The following is a 16,593-nucleotide window of genomic DNA, read 5'->3' as shown; positions in this document are numbered from 1 at the left end:
TGTAGGAGGTTTTTAAAATGCAAGCAAAATGGTGGCATGACAAAACGGCTTATCAGATTTATCCAAAGAGTTTTTGTGATACAAATGGAGATGGGATAGGGGATCTTAGAGGTATTATTAATAAGTTAGATTATCTTAAAGAACTCGGGATAGATATTATCTGGATCTCTCCCATTTATTGTTCGCCTTGTATAGATCAAGGCTATGATATCTCAGATTATTATAATATAGACCCGATGTTTGGCACGATGCAGGATATGGATGAACTACTGGCAGAGGCCAAAAAAAGAGAGATGTATATCGTGATGGATCTCGTGGTGAACCACTGCTCCGATCAACATGAGTGGTTTAAGAAGGCACTAGAAGATCCAGAGGGGGAATACGGAGAGTATTTCTATATCCGAGAAGGAAAAGGGGATCAGCCGCCTTGCAACTGGCGGTCGTATTTTGGAGGCAGTGTGTGGGAGAAGATCCCTGGTACCAATAAATATTATTTACATATGTTTGCCAAAGAGCAGCCGGATCTGAACTGGGAAAATCCCAAGGTAAGGCAGGAAATCTATAAGATGATGAATTGGTGGCTTGATAAAGGTCTGGCGGGATTTCGGATTGATGCCATTATCAATATTAAAAAGGATCTTAGGTTTGAAGATATGGAGCCAGACCGGGAAGATGGTCTTTGCAGCGGTTATAAAATGCTTGAAAACGCAGAGGGTGTTGAGGATTTCTTAAATGAGATGCGCGATCAGACATATGGCAGATATGATGCTTTTGCGATCGCCGAATTGTTTAACTATAAAAAAGAAGAGCTTGAACATTATATTGGCGATGCGGGGTGCTTTTCTTCGATCTTTGATTTTAGCACTGCGATGATAGGCGCCAGTGAAAAAGGATGGTTTGACAGAACACCTGTTACACCTAAGCAATATAGAGAGGCACTGTTTGAAAGTCAGTTGGATGCGCAGCACGCGGGCTTTATGGCCAATATCATAGAAAACCACGATGAACCAAGAGGCGTAAGTCGTTATATTCCAGAAGGGGAGTGTCATGATAAGAGTAAGAAGATGCTTGCGGCTATCACACTTATGCTAAGAGGGCTTCCTTTTATTTATCAAGGCCAGGAACTAGGGATGACCAATAATGACTTTGAAAGTATGGATATGATTGATGATATTAGTACTAAGGATGAATATCAAGTCGCATTAAGTGCAGGATATACCCATGAGGAAGCATTAAGCATCGTTAATAAACATAGCCGAGACAATGCCAGAACGCCATTTCATTGGGATGATAGCGAAAATGCGGGATTTACGACTGCAAAGCCATGGCTAGTGGTAAATAAAAATTATAAGACGATCAATGCTAAAAGCCAGTTAGAAGATGATAAATCATTGTTTTCATTCTATAAAGCATTAATCAAACTCCGAAAAAGTGAAGCCTATAAAGAAGTGCTTGTCTATGGCGGATTTTCTCCAGCTTTTAATGAACATGATAATCTATTTGCTTTCTATAGAAAGGGCAAGGATAAAACATTATTAGTACTTGCGAATTATCAGAATGAAGATTATGAACTCATGCTTTCTGAGAATATCCATCAGGTACTCATAAATAATTATGACAGCTTCATAATAAATGAGGGCAAGATCATGCTTGAGCCCTATCAGGTTGTGGTCTTAGAGGTATAAAATGAGATACCATGCCATGAAATATATAGATATATTTTAAGAATTGAATAGGGCCGCAAGATGATTTTAGTATTTTTCAGGTGCTCGATTCCGTAATTCTAAAAATCTAAGCACTTTCTTTAAATGAACGCCGCAAACTCGCGTGCGCTCAAACAGTGCGGCTAAGTGCCATTTAAATAAACTGCTAAGATTTTCTTAACGAATTACTACATAGGCACCTTCCAAATACTAAAATCACTTGCTAGACATTGATAAATTTTATTAAAAATTAGCAGCAATCATAATAGAAAGGCAGGCGAAGTATGATGATGAAAGAAACATGGTGGAAAGAGGCGGTTGTGTACCAAATTTATCCACGAAGCTTTATGGATAGTAATGGTGATGGCATAGGAGATCTTAAAGGCATTACAAGTAAGCTCGATTATTTAAAACTATTAGGGATTGACGTGATCTGGTTATCACCGGTTTACGCTTCTCCCAATGATGATAATGGGTATGATATCAGTGACTATCAGAATATCATGGCGGAATTTGGTACCATGGAAGATTTTGATGAGATGCTAGAAGAAGCACATAAGAGAGGCATCAAAATCATGATGGATCTAGTGGTTAATCATACATCAGATGAGCATGCATGGTTTATAGAAAGCAAGAAAGATATAGATAATCCTTACCGTGATTATTATATTTGGAGAAAAGGCAAACCAGACGGCAGCCCGCCTAATAACTGGGGATCTTGTTTTAGTGGTCCAGCATGGCAGTATGATGCAGCTACAGATATGTATTTTCTGCATTTGTTTTCGCCAAAACAACCAGATCTCAACTGGGATAACGCGGCAGTACGCAAAGAAGTCTATGATATGATGACTTGGTGGTGTGAAAAAGGCATTGATGGATTTCGTATGGATGTTATCAGCCTGATTTCAAAAGTACCAGGGCTTCCAGATGATGAAAATATCTCAGGTCCTTATGGGGATTTTAGTCCTTATTGTGTACATGGCCCCAATGTGCACAAGTACTTAAAAGAAATGAATGAAAAGGTTCTATCTCAATATGACCTGATGACCGTAGGTGAAACGGCTGGTGTCACTGTAGAACAAGCTAAATTATATGCTGGTGAAAATACAAATGAGCTCAATATGGTCTTTCATTTTGAACATGTAAATCTAGGCGAAAAATATGGGAAATGGACAGATGCTAAGGTGCCGATGAAGGACCTCAAAAAGGTCTTGTCTAAGTGGCAGACAGAGCTTAAGGGAGAGGCGTGGAACAGTCTCTATTGGTGTAATCATGATCAGCCAAGATCTGTTTCTAAGTTTGGAGATGATAGACCACAGTGCCGCACAAGCTCAGCTAAGATGTTGGCAACATGCCTTCATATGATGCAGGGGACTCCTTATATTTATCAAGGAGAAGAACTTGGCATGACCAATTATCCCTTTAAAAGCTTAGATGAGTTTAAAGATATTGAAAGCATCAATGCTTATAAAGAATGGGTAGGAAATGGCCGGGTGGGCCATGATGAGATGATGCGCTGCCTCAGTTTTAAAGGGCGGGATAATGCCAGAACGCCTATGCAGTGGGATACATCTGAAAATGCAGGCTTTACCACAGGCACACCTTGGATAGGGGTCAATCCAAACTATACAGAGATCAATGCCCAAGAACAAGTTGAAAAGCCAGATTCCATTTTTCATTACTATAAGACGTTAATTGCTTTAAGAAAGAAACATAAGGTCATTGTATACGGCGATTATGAACTCGTAATGCCAGAGAGTGAAGCCATCTTCGCTTATACCAGAACGTACCTGGGAGAAAAGCTTCTGGTGGTATGTAACTTTACAGATCAAAAACAGGATATGATAATCCCAGAAGACTTTAAAGGGGATGATATAACCTGCTTGATTTCTAACTATGGAGAAAGCGTATATAATAATCATGTTACTTTAGAGCCCTATGAAACTTTTGTATTTTATCAGGATCTCAACAAATAAGGTATAAAATACCTCATTTACCATTAATCAACGATACAATCCTCCCTTAGATCTTGCTACAATGATCATGGATATAAAAAAAGGGAGTTGGTATTGTGAGTGGAGATCAAATGCAAAGTGAAGCTTGGCAGTTAGAGGAAATGGAAGTAAAAGAGGATTTAACAAATGAGTATGAGATTGAACAGAAGCTTATGGTGCGGATGCAGCTTGAAGACCAATTTAGAAGCGGGGTAAACTGGTTCTACTGGATTGCGGGTCTTTCGATCATTAATTCTGTTCTTTACCTTATAGGTCACGAATGGGGATTTGTTGCTGGCCTTGGCGTGACGCAGATCATTGATATTATTACATATTCTTGGTATGGAAGCTTTAGGTTAGTTGCGATTGGCATCAATTTCATGCTGGCAGGAGTTTTTGCCTTGCTTGGTTATGCTGCAAGATCCGGGCGTAATTGGGTGATTATTGTAGGGGCTGTACTTTATGCACTGGATGCCATCGTCTTTATATTTATTCAAGATTGGATCAGTATTGCTTTTCATGGCCTTGCCATTTATGCATTCATTAAAGCTATTAAAGCCAATAATCAACTTAAGAAACTTGGTGAGTAAAAAAAGGTATGCTGCACGTGCAGCATACCTTTTTAATCATATTAGAAGAGATATTTATAAGCGGTTTATCGGCCTACGAACATTTGCGTCCAGTAGTGACCGTTTGCTACATAACCTACACCGATGTGTGTAAAGGCTGGTTTTAAGATGTTAGCTCTATGTCCTGGGCTATTCATCCAAGCTTTTACAACTTCTTCAGGTGTTCTTTGACCCATGGCGATATTCTCACCTGCTGTTTGGTAGCTGATGCCGAACTTTTTCATCATATCAAATGGTGAACCGTAAGTTGGACTATTGTGATCGAAGTATTTCTTAGCCTGCATATCTTCAGATTTTTTACGTGCTACATTACGAACTGCTTCATCCATTTGAAGTGGTTTAAGGCCAGCTTTTTGACGCTCAACATTTACAAGCTCTAATACTTTGTTTTCGTAAGCAACTACAGAATTACTAGGTGCTGTTGGCGTAGTTGGAGCTGGTGCTGGTGCCTCTGGTGCTTTAGGTGTAGTTGGAGCTGGTGTTGGCGTTACGGGTGCTTTAGGTGTAGTTGGAGCTGGCACTGGTGTCACAGGTGTTTTTGGATCTGAAATATCAACTTGACCATTTCTCCAGTCTACATTGTAACCAAAAGCTTCAGCTAAGGCGCGAAGCGTAATATAACTTCTGCCATTTTTGATAGAAATTGAATTTCTTAAGGTATTACCGTTCGCATTCATAGCTCTTGTAGAAGTATTAGCTTTTACATGAACATTTCTGCCAGTTTTAACGTTTCTACCAGACATTGTAGCATAAGGTGCCTGCCAATCAATAGCGAGGCCAAGGGTCTGGCCTACTGCGCGGATCGGAATCATTGTTTGGCTTGCATTAGAAATATAAGGCTCATTGCCGCTTAAGTTAATTTGTTTATTTTGTACACGAACTGGAATAGATTGTGCAAATACACTTGTTGAAGCCAATATGACTACGAAAGAAGACAGTAGTGATAACTTAGCTTTTCTGTTTAGGTTAAATAAAGTTTTATTTATTTTCATGTTAAGTATCCTCCTGTGAGTTAGTATATAAATGGTTTATTATATTTCTTAGTTGTTAACAAGTTGTTACAAACTTATTATATAACATTGGTTTACATAATGCAACACATAAAGGCAAATTACCAAGAGATACCTTATGGCTGAAAAGGGCCCTCCCGTAAAACCTTCATTTTTTACATTGATTATCTTCCTACAAACATTTGCGTCCAGTAGCTGCCTGTAGCAACATAACCTACGCCGATATGCGTAAAGGCTGGTTTTAAGATATTCGCCCTGTGCCCTGGGCTATTCATCCAAGCTTTCACAACTGCTTCAGGTGTTTTCTGTCCCATAGCAATGTTCTCGCCCGCTGTTTTATAAGTGATGCCATGTTTTTTCATCATATCAAAAGGTGAACCGTAAGTTGGGCTCGTATGAGAAAAGTATTTCTTAGTCTGCATATCCTGAGATTTCAGTCTGGCTACTTTTCTAATGGATTCATCCATTGCTAAAGGCTTAAGGCCTGCTTTTTTACGTTCTACATTCACAAGTTCTAATACTTTATTTTCATAAGCAACAACAGAAGTACTTGTTGATGTCGTAGTGGGTTGCGAAGTAGTCCTGCGTACTGGTGCAGAAGCTGCATAAAGGTTCGTTGAACCTGCGAGTACTGCAAATGAAACAAGTACTGATACAATAAGTCTATCTAAATTTTTAGTTACGTTCATAGTGTGGTACCTCCTTTTAAATGTTACGCAGATGTTTTGGTTATTACGAAAATGTTACAAGTTGTTACAAACATATTGTATTATACTTTGAGACTAAACGCAACACATAAAAGATAATTACCAAGGACTACCTAATGAGATAGCTGGATTAATATTTTTATTGATTTTCACTCGGGAATTGTCATCCCCAAGACATATATCATATTGAAGAATTAAATATGCAGAAGGCTGCGAAGGAGCAGTTGGACAGGCAGGCAGAGAAGATCTATTATGAGATAGGGCTAAGACATGGGCGTGCAGAGCTATGAATATATTTTGACAAAAAATAAAAAATGCTGTTGCGCTACAAGCACAAAGACACAGCATTTTTTAGACGTACTATTAGCTTAGGGGAGATGGCGCATGAGTAATTTCTCTACTTCATTTTTAGGCAGAGGGGGGCTAAAATAATAGCCTTGAACATGATCACACTTATAATTAATAAGAGGCTGAAGCTGATCTTTTGTTTCTATACCCTCTGCGATAACAGTGAGATTCATAGAATGAGCAATTTCAATAATGGCCTTAATGACTACCTCTTCATAGTTATCATGCTGAACGCTTTGTACAAATTGCTTATCAATCTTAAGATAATTAAAGGGCATTGTTTTTAAATAAGTTAGGGAGGAGTAACCTATACCGAAATCATCTAATGAAAAGACAATGCCTTTTTCTTTTAGACTATTCATTATAGCTATTGAGCTCTCAAGATTTTCCATAGCAACGGTCTCAGTAACTTCTAAGTTGAGTAGATCGGTCCTCATCTGAGTTTCATCTATTATTTTTAATATATCATCCACCAAGGTCTTTTTATTAAATTGCTTTGCAGAGATATTCACGGACATAGAGATATTCTTATAGCCAGTCTTTTCCCACTCTGTACTCTGCGCACAAGCTGTTCTTAAAATATATTCACCAAGGGGTATAATCAGCCCGGTTTCTTCTGCAAGCTCAATAAAGTGAATAGGTGATAATAATCCAAGTGTTGGATGCTGCCAGCGGACCAAAGCTTCAACACCAACAACTTTGCCAGTTTCGACTTCCACTTGAGGCTGATAAAACAGAATGAATTCTTTGTTTAATAGTCCTTGACGTATATCATGATGCATCGAGATTTTATGAACAATCTGGTCATTCATGCTTTGTTCAAAAAATTTAAATTGATTTTTTCCATGATCCTTCGCCTTATACATCGCAGTGTCGGCTTTCATTAATAATGTATCAATATCCGAGCCATCTTTAGGAAAGAGAGAAATACCAATACTACAGGATAGATTAAATTCATAGCCATTAAGTACTTTTGGCGCTCTAATGACATTTATAATTTCATTAGAAAGTTTAATGGCCTGAGCATCATCACAATCTTTCTGGATAATGACAAACTCATCTCCCCCGATTCGGGTAATGATGTCACACTTTATCTCGGCCTTCAAGTCTTTGGCGACTTGGACAAGCATTTGATCTCCTACAACATGGCCTTTGGTATCATTAATGGTCCTAAAATCATCTAGATCTATAAATAGTAATGTGCCGCTTATGTTATTAGTAACAGCACTGTTTGGGGACGTAAAAAGTTTTTCTAAATACTGAAATAACATAGCTCTGTTAGGGAGTCCTGTCAGTACATCGTAATAGGCCAATTGATTAATCGACTCTTCAGCTTTAATCCTTTCAGTGATATCTGTATAAAAACCCGAAACCCGAATCAGACGATTTGATTGATCTAAAATACCCTTTCCCCTACAAAACAACCAACGTATTTCTCCGCTTTTTCCTATAATACGAAACTGAAATTCTCTATAACTATCAGGCTCATGATGGAATCCTGCGTGGAAATGTTCAAAGGAGGCTTTATCCTCGGGATACAAAAAGGAGTTCCAAGTTGAAAGATCCATAAGTTCGTTTTCTGAGAGGCCTAAGATCTTGGCGCCTCTTGCTGAAATATAATAGTCCCCCGTCAGTAAGTTCCAGTCCCAAATAGCGTCGTTTGAACCCTCTACAGCATAACGATAACGTTCCTCTGCAACACGAAGCAGTTCTTCTTTATGCTGTAATGTGAAATAATTATCCGATAACTTTTTACTATTTTCTATAATAGTGTCAAAAAGCCTATTAATACGATAAGCTAGTTCCCCAATTTCATGATTATTTTTTACATGAATGCGGCTATTGACATTGCCCTCTGAGAAAGCTTTAACCCCTTCATCAATTTCATCAATTGATTTTGTAAGTGTACGTGATAATAAGAGTATGATGACGAAAATGATGAAATTAACGATGATAGTTTGTATAAATCTTGATAAAACCTCATTTTTTATCGCTTTATTAAGATAGTATGTAGTAAATACAACTTGAATTTCTCCAATTTTTTGAGTATCTTTATAAACTTGCTGAACAAAACGGGGAAACAGATAAGATTGATGTGTTATAGCTGTATTTCTTTTGTGTTTATAAATGATACGAGCATTTTCATCAAGAATAACAACTTCAATAACTTCCTTATAATCAAATAACGCATCACCAATTTTTTTAAGACTCTCATCATTATAGCTCCAAAATGCATCTTGGGCAGATGATGCTGAAATATTTAATAAGCTATCTGCCTGTTCTGCTAATGCATTCATTAACCGTTGCTTGTGATTATATGCATCGTAAATAGTCGTCAGTATAAGAATAGTAAATACAGTGAATAAGATTGGATATAAAAAAGATGTACTCAACTTTTTAGAATAAAAATACTTCACAAGGTATCCTCCCACTTATCTGGATTTCATTTAATAGCTATACTATTATCCTTTAATATTTGTTCGAGTCTGCCATCTTCTTTTAGGGTCTGTAATGAATGATTAAATGTATTAAGAAGTTCTTGGCTGTTAGGATACTTTTTAGATGCAATGAGAAAGTAATCATGGATCTTAGCCACACGGGGGAGTGCAGCGAAATCTTTTTCATGTGATACAAAGAGCCTTTTTATGGCTTCACTGCATACAAGTTCATCTTCAATAAAAAAATCAATTCTTCCAGAGTGCAGCATTTTGAGTAGAGCATCTGTATCACTTGCCCACTCTGACTTTATACCTAATGCAGTAATATCATTTTTGTTCCCATACCAATAGCTGTTTGTTCCACCAAATATATAATTAGAGAAATCGCTTATCTTAGAATAGCTTTTAAATTTATCTGTTAGTTTCTCATTATTAACTAAGTAATAAAATTTATGTTTTGTTGTATAAATGGGATCAGAAAACAAATAAGTTAGCCTATTAGACTCAGAACGCCCATAAGGAAAGGATGCCCATGCTTCGCCGCTTTGGACCATCTCGGCACATCTTGCCCAAGGGTAGAACTTAATTTCATATTCAATATCAGAATGATCAAGAACTTCTTTAATAAGTTCTGCAAAAAAGCCATTATTATCCTGTGTTTGTGTGACATAAGGAAGATATTCTCCGGTAACAATTAAGATTTTTTGATTTTGTGCGCCTAGACTATTTGTTGTCTCAGGCGGCAAAGCGCCTTCGATATCAAAATATTCTTTTGATGTAGAGCAACCTGTCAAGAGCAGTAAAGTCACAATAATAAGAAAAGCTACAAATAGACATTTATTAATTTCTTTTTTTGACACGAGCATTCTCCCCTTAAAACAACTTGTGTATACAATATACGACTTTAAATTACAAATTCTGCTATTTACTATTATAGTCTGTGGCGCTTATAAATGGCAAGTTCTTTTGGGAGATTAACTCCAGAACTTAATGCATTAGCAAGAAGGATGAATGTATCTATAGAAAACATATTTTTACTAAAATAAAACAAGGCTGCTTCTCGTTAAAAATAGAGAAACAACCTTATTTTTTATAAACTTACTATATCATTTAAATGTTGTAGGGCGCCTTGATAACTAGGATTTTTATCTAAGATCTTCTTGAGGATATGTTGCGCTTCGTGGGTATCACCTAGTCCTAATTTCCCAAGAGCGATTAAATAGTTGCAATAATGTGTATTACGCTCCCAAATAGAATCTTGGAACACTTCCATTTCTGGAAGTGACACGGCAAAGTAATCATAACCCACTTGGTCAAATAAGTGCTTTTCACCGTATGCAATGAGTTGATGGTAACACTTCTTAGCATCTGCTAAGTTGTTTAGTGCTTCGCTTGCAAGACCTTGATAGAAGATTGTATCAGAGCAGGGGTCATTATAGTAGAGCATGCTGCTCGGTTCACTTAAGCCGACGGATGCTTTTTTGAAGTACTGAGTGGACGTATCATGATTACCTAATGCGCGATAAGCGATACCCATATAGTAATAGGCTGCATTATCTTGTGCATTTGGCAGTTTACCTTCGCCAAGGTTATCTGGATAGGTAAGTGTCCTTGTTAGTAGATTAAGAGCCTCTTCAAATGCGCCGGTTTTTATAGCTGCAATTGCTTTTTGGGTCAGGGCGTAGCGGTATTGTCCGCTTACTTTACCTTCGCCGCCTTCCCAAGGGTGGAAAGTATGAGACAACAGACAAGCTAAGGCTTTATCATAGTATCCGGTATTATTAAGAAGCGTAATGTATTCGAGATAGAGTACATCACGGTCCCGGGTTGCCTCTAGGTTGTTTTCAAGTAAGGCAAGACGTTCTTCGTTAGACATGCCTACTTTACCTGCTAATTGAATATATTCCAGTAAAAATCTTGAATAGGTTGGTTCTAGCGCGTAGGCTTTCTTCATAAAGTCAAAAGCTTTTAGCCTATCACCCCGTTTATTAAAATAGGCAATGGCTAAGTTGCGGAAAGTAATCGGGAATATTTCATTTTTGGATGCAGCGATTTCCCAATGGGTGATCGCTTTTTCATATTGTTTTTTATCATACAGTAAGTTCCCTAAATAATAGTGGGCAAAAGAGGCCTCGTCATAAAGCTTAGCAGCATTTTCGAGGATTAAGATCTCTTCTAGTCTATTTGGGAAACAATAGTCAGGGCACGCAGCTTCAGCCATTTTACAAAGCTCTAGCGCCTTATCTGTTTCGCTTATTAAGCTATAGATATAAGACTGATAGTAGTATACGAGCGGATGCTGATCATCACAGGCTTCTAAAATAGCAAGGACATCATCATATAGTCCGCATTTCATATAATCAACAGCAAGTTCTAAATAATTGTGGACAGGTGTGCGCATTATTTCTTTCCATGGGGATAAGTTTTTCGTTGATAATCCTTGTTCATATATACAGCCTAGATCTAGAGGATCTATTTGCAGACTTTCATTGATAAATGCAAGGTTATCTTTTTGCATGATTCGCAAGAGGGCAGCTTTTAGTGTGCGTGCTTTCATATTATGCCAGTTATGGACGAGCGATTTATCAATAAATTCCAAGGCTTCTTTGTAGTTCTTTTTCTTAGCGGACAGACAAGAGAGCCAGAAAAATCCTGCACATTGGATTTCGTAGCTCCAAGTTGCCTTATAAAAAGCGTCAAAGGCGTCCTCCTCTAAATGAACGGCGTTAAGCGCAAGCCCTAGGTTGAAGTAAGTTTCACCTTGGTAAGGATTTGGGTTCTTCCAAGTTTGTTTTTCAATAGCTTTCTTAAAATAAGAGATGCTTTCAGTGAAGTTGCCTCGTTTATACAGCAAGAGACCGTAGCCATTATTTAAGCGGATATCTGTTCCGTCCCGTCTTAGCCCTTCTAAATAGTAATCAGCCGGTTCATAAGTGGCATGGCGGTATTGCTCTAAATGCGTAGCTGCCAGATATAATTCTTCGGTAGATCTTAGTTCTTCTGGTGCGTTTAAGGGCTGTGCAGGATCAGGCGTGGGTTTTAGCGCCTTCTCTATAGCATCATATTGTACAAGAATATTTTTATGAATGTCATAAACAATCACTGAGCAGCCAGCTGCGGATATTAAATGCGTTTTTAGAGTAGTCTGATAAGGCTTAAACGGTGAAAGTGTTTCGGAAGTTTCAAAAATAACTTCATCCGCTTTTTTTACGATAATACGGGCGTTTTCATAGGTAGAAGTTGCATAGACACAAATAGCAGCCGTACCTTCTTCTACAGTAAAATTAACGAGGGCATCACACGTTGCATTTTTTACTCTTCCTACACCTTTATAGGGGAAGAAATATTGGGTAAATGTTTTTTCTTCATAGGGTTTTAGCCATGTAAAATCAGGTTGATTATCTGCAAATACTCCTGTCATGAGTTCAATATAAGGGCCATCTGTGTCGGTTAGATTTCTATCCCAAGCGACACCAAAATCACTATTACCCCATGTCCATTGCTTTTTACCTGGAGAAATATGATGATCGGCTACGTGCAGAAGCCCTGCCTGAACCCCTTCATCATAGTTGCCGATAAAATCGAAATTGGATTGATAGGCCATATAGGAAGTAGGCACTTTCACATTGGCATATCTTGATATATCAATCCCCTCAGAGTAGTCATACTTATAATATTCTCCAGTAGCAATCGGAAAGGTAGAGACAGCTCTCTTGCCATGGTCCATGACCGCATGGACATCGGGAGGAAATACAGAATAGGTCTTATCATTAACAGGAACCGCGGGATTTGCCCACCATAAGAAGGTTTGGGGGAGATCGGTACGGTTGTAGAGCTGTCCGGTAATTTCTATATAGGCTTTATCAGGATAGAGGGTGAAACCAGCCATACCTTTTGTGCCGTACATTTTATCAATTTCGCTGACCCAAACCGTGCAGGAGCCATCTGGGTTTTCAACCAATTTATAATCAACAGGCGAAAAAGTCGAAGGTCTATGATGCTGAGGCCAGTTAAATTCAATCCCTCCAGAGATCCATGGGCCTGTTAAACCTACAAGGGCAGGTTTAATCACATGATTATAATACACAAAATCATATTGATTTGTCTTATCCAGAGCTCTTTGGATTCTTCCCCCAAGCTCTGGCAAAATCATAACTTGCAGATAATCATTTTCTAGAAAAACAGCATGATAGCGTTTGTCTTTTTTAACATCAGCTATTTTTTCTGTTACAGGCAGCGGATAGACTTTGCCAGTACTGCCTTGATAAGCTCTTTTTTCAATAAACAGAGGACTCTTCTCAGGTGGAGATACTTCATAGGTAGGAATGGTGATCGTTTCTTCCCACATTTTTACGTTGCTTTTTATTTGCATAAATAACACTCCTTACGCTTAGCTTTCTTGCTTGAATCGTAACATGTCTCCTAGAGATAGTGAATGGCGTATAGTGGGTAAAGATGGACAATATTCTACAAAACTGCTATGATTTTTTTATGAGCGATAAATTATTATTTAAACAGGATGGCTTTAAAAATGAGCAATATATTATCATACCCACAGAGTCCTTTGCACAGCATGCAGAGCATCCCCTAATAAGAGGATTGTTTTTAACGGATGTTGGCTATTTTCCAAATGCAGCCTATCATTACAAGGAAAGAAAGGAAGGTACAGGAGAAAACATTCTTATTTACTGCACAGAAGGCAAAGGCGTTATTGAGGTAAAAGATAAAAGATATGCAATCGGCATGAATGAAGTTTTTTGCATACCAAGTCACTCGCAACATAAATATTATGCCAGTCAAGAAGACCCATGGAGTATTTTATGGGTACATTTTAAAGGGGAAAATACCAACTTCTTTCCCATTCAAGAGATGCAAGTGATCAAAATGAACTCCAGCCATGCGAATAACCGCATGATGTTTTTATTTGACTTACTCTTTCGGGTATTAGAGAGAAACTATACCTTAGGTAACTTTATTTATTTATCCCAGGTGCTGTCTTTGATGCTCTCAGAGATTTATTATAGGGAGAAAGTCTCAGAAACAGGCAAGCAGAATAAATACCTAACAACCGTCATTCGGTATATGTACAACAATGTCCATCAAAATATTTCACTGGATATGATCGCCGAGCAGTTAGATTTATCTAAAAGCTATCTTAATGCTATTTTTAAGAAATATACACAGAAGTCCCCCATAGACTTTTTTATCAGTTTAAAGATGCAAGAAGCCTGTAAGCTTTTAAAACTCAAAGACATGCATGTTTATGAAGTAAGCCGGCAGTTAGGCTATGAAGACCAGTACTATTTTTCAAGGATTTTCAAGAAAGTTATAGGGGTATCACCTAAAGAATATAAGCAGGGAGAGCATATCAATTACAAGGGTTAAAACTCTTTTAATTGTGAAAAAGAGAGTTAGATAGTCCATCAATTCATTAGATATTTTATTCTATTTGGCGATAAGGAGTGCTATGATGGGGATAGAGATAAGCCTATAAATAATATAGAAAAAGATGAATAATGGAGGTTAACGGTGATGAGTGAAAAAATTCCAGAAAAAATGTTAGGTATGAAATTGCCAGGCGGTGCGAGGGTTGAGCACGTAACATGTGATGTGCCAAAACCAGGACACGGTCAGGTACTCTTAAAGATGAAAGCAGCCAGTTTATGCGGAAGTGATTTAAAGTACATTTATTATGAACATACGGACAAAACAGGGGGCGCAAGATATGATGATGTCATCGCTGGACACGAACCAAGCGGACAAATAGTAGCAGTAGGAGAAGGTGTTTGTAATTTTAAAGAAGGAGACCGTGTAGTGGTATACCATATCCAAGGCTGCGGGTATTGTGATGAATGCCAAAAAGGCTTCTTTATTAACTGTCAATCACCCGAAAGACGGGCTTACGGCTGGCAAAGAGATGGCGCCTTAGCGGAGTATATGGTCGCAGATGCCAATACGTGTATTCATCTTCCTGACTTTTTGACCTATGAAGATGGCGCCATGATCGCCTGTGGATTTGGGACGGCCTACCAAGGGCTTTTAAGAGGTAATGTTTCTGGTAATGACAGAGTACTCGTAATGGGTCTTGGCCCTGTGGGGCAGGCAACGGTTATATTAGCTAAGGCTTTAGGGGCGGAAGTCATCGGCGTTGATATTTCAGAAGAAAGAATGGCTATGGCAAAGAAGGTTGGTGCTGATCAAGTCCTCATGGGTGATGAGAATGTAGTAAGCAAAATACTGGAGCTTACGGGCGGCAAAGGTGTTGAAGTAGCAGTAGACTGTTCAGGAAGCAGTATAGGACGCCATCAGTGTTTAGAAGTGACTAAGATGTGGGGACAGGTTGTTTACCTCGGCGAACAAGGGTCTGTAACCTTTGAACCAAGTCCGCTTCTACTCCATAAAAACCTGACATTACATGGTTCATGGGTAACTTCTGTTGATAATATGGCTAAAGTTGTTGCTTTACTAGATAGAAAGAAAATTCACCCAAGCATGATTATTACCCATAGATTTCCGTTAAGACAAACACCAGAGGCATTTGAAATATTTGCAACAGGGAAAACAGGTAAAGTTGTTGTCAATATGGAAATGGCGTAATGATGGATGCAATTATTAAGATAAGAGATTGGTTAAAGGCCCATCATTATGACGGTGTTATTTTATCAAGAAGAGATAACTTTGCTTGGGTCACTGGGGGCAAGAGCAACCACGTTTTACAAAATACAGAGCTGGGAGTTGCCTCTTTGGTCATTAAACCAGACGGTATAGATCTCATTGCAGACAATATCGACGCTAAGAGAATCTGTGATGAAGAAACAGGGCTAGAAGTTAATAAGGTAGCCTACCCATGGTATGAACCACTTGGCGCATTTGTAAAACAGTATATCGGCAGCAGCGATATAGTATCTGATACAGGCATTGCTGCCACAGATGATGTGCAGGAACAGCTTATTGAGCTGCGCATGAAACTCTCACAAGATGAAGTGGATGATTATAAAAACTTGGGAAACTTATGTGCAGAATTAGTTGAAGGGGTTTGTAGGAATGCAACCCCTGGGCAGACGGAAATGGACATTGCAAGCCAGCTAAAGGTTTTATGTATAGAAAAGGGTATCAGCCCCGATTGTGTACTGGTGGGAAGTGATGAACGTATCTTAAACTATAGGCATCCAATGCCTACAAATAAAAAAATCTCACAAAGCCTGATGGTTGTACTCGGTGCCCAGAGACGAGGCCTTAATATAAGCATAACCCGCATAGTATACTTTGGGGAGATTCCAGAAGCAATTGAACTTAAGTATAGGAAAGTACAATATATCTTTGCAGTGATGCAGACCATGATGAAAGATGATATGACGTATAAAGACTATTTTGATAAGGTAAAAGCGTTATACAAAGAGGCTGACTACGAAGCGGAGTGGGAGCTTCATCATCAAGGCGGCCCAACAGGATACGGGTGCCGAGAATATGTGGTTACACCAGCGTGTGAAAAAAGGATTAAGACAGGGCAGGCCTATGCTTGGAATCCAACCATTACTGGCACTAAGTGCGAAGAAACAACACTTTTAACAAAAGACGGGGTAGAAGTTTTGACCCGGACAAATGGGTGGCCAAGGCGCCTGATTGCGACTGAATATGGCGGCATCTCGGTTGCAGATATATTAGTAAAATAGAGTATAAGATAAAAGGCTATTTGTCTACAGGCGTAGAGAAATAGCCTTTTTAATTTACTATTTTTATTAGGGAAAGATCATTCTCAGCACA

The 16,593-nt window shown here is 38.5% G+C and carries 11 protein-coding genes; 6 read left to right on the top strand and 5 right to left on the bottom strand.

The annotated features are described in order from the left end of the window. The first annotated feature begins 17 nt into the window (after window positions 1-17). From BN3326_RS07545 to BN3326_RS07535, 3 genes are all read left to right on the top strand, one after another. Window positions 18-1,685 (top strand): alpha-glucosidase, encoded by a 1,668-nt coding sequence (locus tag BN3326_RS07545; RefSeq protein WP_069998583.1) that lies wholly within the window; start codon window positions 18-20, stop codon window positions 1,683-1,685. A gap of 308 nt (window positions 1,686-1,993) precedes the next feature. After that, window positions 1,994-3,679, top strand: a complete 1,686-nt coding sequence (locus tag BN3326_RS07540; protein ID WP_069998758.1) for a glycoside hydrolase family 13 protein — start codon at window positions 1,994-1,996, stop codon at window positions 3,677-3,679. 95 nt (window positions 3,680-3,774) lie between these two features. Next, window positions 3,775-4,287, top strand: a complete 513-nt coding sequence (locus BN3326_RS07535) for a hypothetical protein (protein WP_069998582.1) — start codon at window positions 3,775-3,777, stop codon at window positions 4,285-4,287. A 65-nt stretch (window positions 4,288-4,352) separates the two neighbouring features. On the opposite strand, the gene BN3326_RS21430 is transcribed toward BN3326_RS07535, so the two are convergent. The 5 genes from BN3326_RS21430 to BN3326_RS07510 all read right to left on the bottom strand — a co-directional run bounded on the left by BN3326_RS21430 (window position 4,353) and on the right by BN3326_RS07510 (window position 13,201). Further along, the gene (locus BN3326_RS21430; protein ID WP_083258588.1) at window positions 4,353-5,318 is read right to left on the bottom strand and encodes a CAP domain-containing protein; all 966 of its coding nucleotides are present in this window, start codon (window positions 5,316-5,318) and stop codon (window positions 4,353-4,355) included. 182 nt (window positions 5,319-5,500) lie between these two features. Then, window positions 5,501-6,025, bottom strand: coding sequence for a CAP domain-containing protein (locus BN3326_RS07525; RefSeq protein WP_083258587.1), 525 nt, complete (start codon window positions 6,023-6,025; stop codon window positions 5,501-5,503). A gap of 386 nt (window positions 6,026-6,411) precedes the next feature. Next, window positions 6,412-8,808: a bifunctional diguanylate cyclase/phosphodiesterase gene (locus tag BN3326_RS07520; RefSeq protein ID WP_069998581.1), complete on the bottom strand. Its 2,397-nt coding sequence runs from the start codon at window positions 8,806-8,808 to the stop codon at window positions 6,412-6,414. 26 nt (window positions 8,809-8,834) lie between these two features. Next, a complete protein-coding gene (locus BN3326_RS07515) occupies window positions 8,835-9,689 on the bottom strand; it encodes a substrate-binding periplasmic protein (protein WP_069998580.1) in 855 nt (284 codons plus the stop codon). Window positions 9,690-9,919: 230 nt separating this feature from the next. After that, window positions 9,920-13,201 (bottom strand): DUF5107 domain-containing protein, encoded by a 3,282-nt coding sequence (locus tag BN3326_RS07510; RefSeq protein ID WP_069998579.1) that lies wholly within the window; start codon window positions 13,199-13,201, stop codon window positions 9,920-9,922. Window positions 13,202-13,320: 119 nt separating this feature from the next. Here BN3326_RS07510 and BN3326_RS07505 point away from each other — a divergent pair, with 119 nt between their 5' ends. The 3 genes from BN3326_RS07505 to BN3326_RS07495 all read left to right on the top strand — a co-directional run bounded on the left by BN3326_RS07505 (window position 13,321) and on the right by BN3326_RS07495 (window position 16,502). Further along, window positions 13,321-14,214 (top strand): AraC family transcriptional regulator, encoded by an 894-nt coding sequence (locus tag BN3326_RS07505; protein WP_069998757.1) that lies wholly within the window; start codon window positions 13,321-13,323, stop codon window positions 14,212-14,214. A 147-nt stretch (window positions 14,215-14,361) separates the two neighbouring features. Beyond that, the gene (locus BN3326_RS07500) at window positions 14,362-15,426 is read left to right on the top strand and encodes a zinc-dependent alcohol dehydrogenase family protein (RefSeq protein ID WP_069998578.1); all 1,065 of its coding nucleotides are present in this window, start codon (window positions 14,362-14,364) and stop codon (window positions 15,424-15,426) included. Then, the gene (locus tag BN3326_RS07495) at window positions 15,426-16,502 is read left to right on the top strand and encodes a M24 family metallopeptidase (protein WP_242875964.1); all 1,077 of its coding nucleotides are present in this window, start codon (window positions 15,426-15,428) and stop codon (window positions 16,500-16,502) included. Before BN3326_RS07500 ends, BN3326_RS07495 begins: the two co-directional genes overlap by 1 nt. Window positions 16,503-16,593 lie beyond the last annotated feature (91 nt).

The sequence above is a fragment of the Cellulosilyticum sp. I15G10I2 genome (genome assembly GCF_900095725.1).
Classification (GTDB): domain Bacteria; phylum Bacillota; class Clostridia; order Lachnospirales; family Cellulosilyticaceae; genus FMMP01.
The sequence above is the reverse complement of the archived record's forward strand: the minus strand, read 5'-3'. Positions and strand labels throughout refer to the sequence as shown.

Excerpts from the sequence above, each read along its gene's own strand:
- BN3326_RS07545 (WP_069998583.1), top strand. The coding sequence starts at position 18 with ATGCAAGCAAAATGGTGGCATGACAAAACGGCTTATCAGATTTATCCA.
- BN3326_RS07540 (WP_069998758.1), top strand. The coding sequence starts at position 1,994 with ATGAAAGAAACATGGTGGAAAGAGGCGGTTGTGTACCAAATTTATCCA.
- BN3326_RS21430 (WP_083258588.1), bottom strand. The coding sequence starts at position 5,318 with ATGAAAATAAATAAAACTTTATTTAACCTAAACAGAAAAGCTAAGTTA.
- BN3326_RS07525 (WP_083258587.1), bottom strand. The coding sequence starts at position 6,025 with ATGAACGTAACTAAAAATTTAGATAGACTTATTGTATCAGTACTTGTT.
- BN3326_RS07510 (WP_069998579.1), bottom strand. The coding sequence starts at position 13,201 with ATGCAAATAAAAAGCAACGTAAAAATGTGGGAAGAAACGATCACCATT.
- BN3326_RS07505 (WP_069998757.1), top strand. The coding sequence starts at position 13,321 with ATGAGCGATAAATTATTATTTAAACAGGATGGCTTTAAAAATGAGCAA.
- BN3326_RS07500 (WP_069998578.1), top strand. The coding sequence starts at position 14,362 with ATGAGTGAAAAAATTCCAGAAAAAATGTTAGGTATGAAATTGCCAGGC.
- BN3326_RS07495 (WP_242875964.1), top strand. The coding sequence starts at position 15,426 with ATGATGGATGCAATTATTAAGATAAGAGATTGGTTAAAGGCCCATCAT.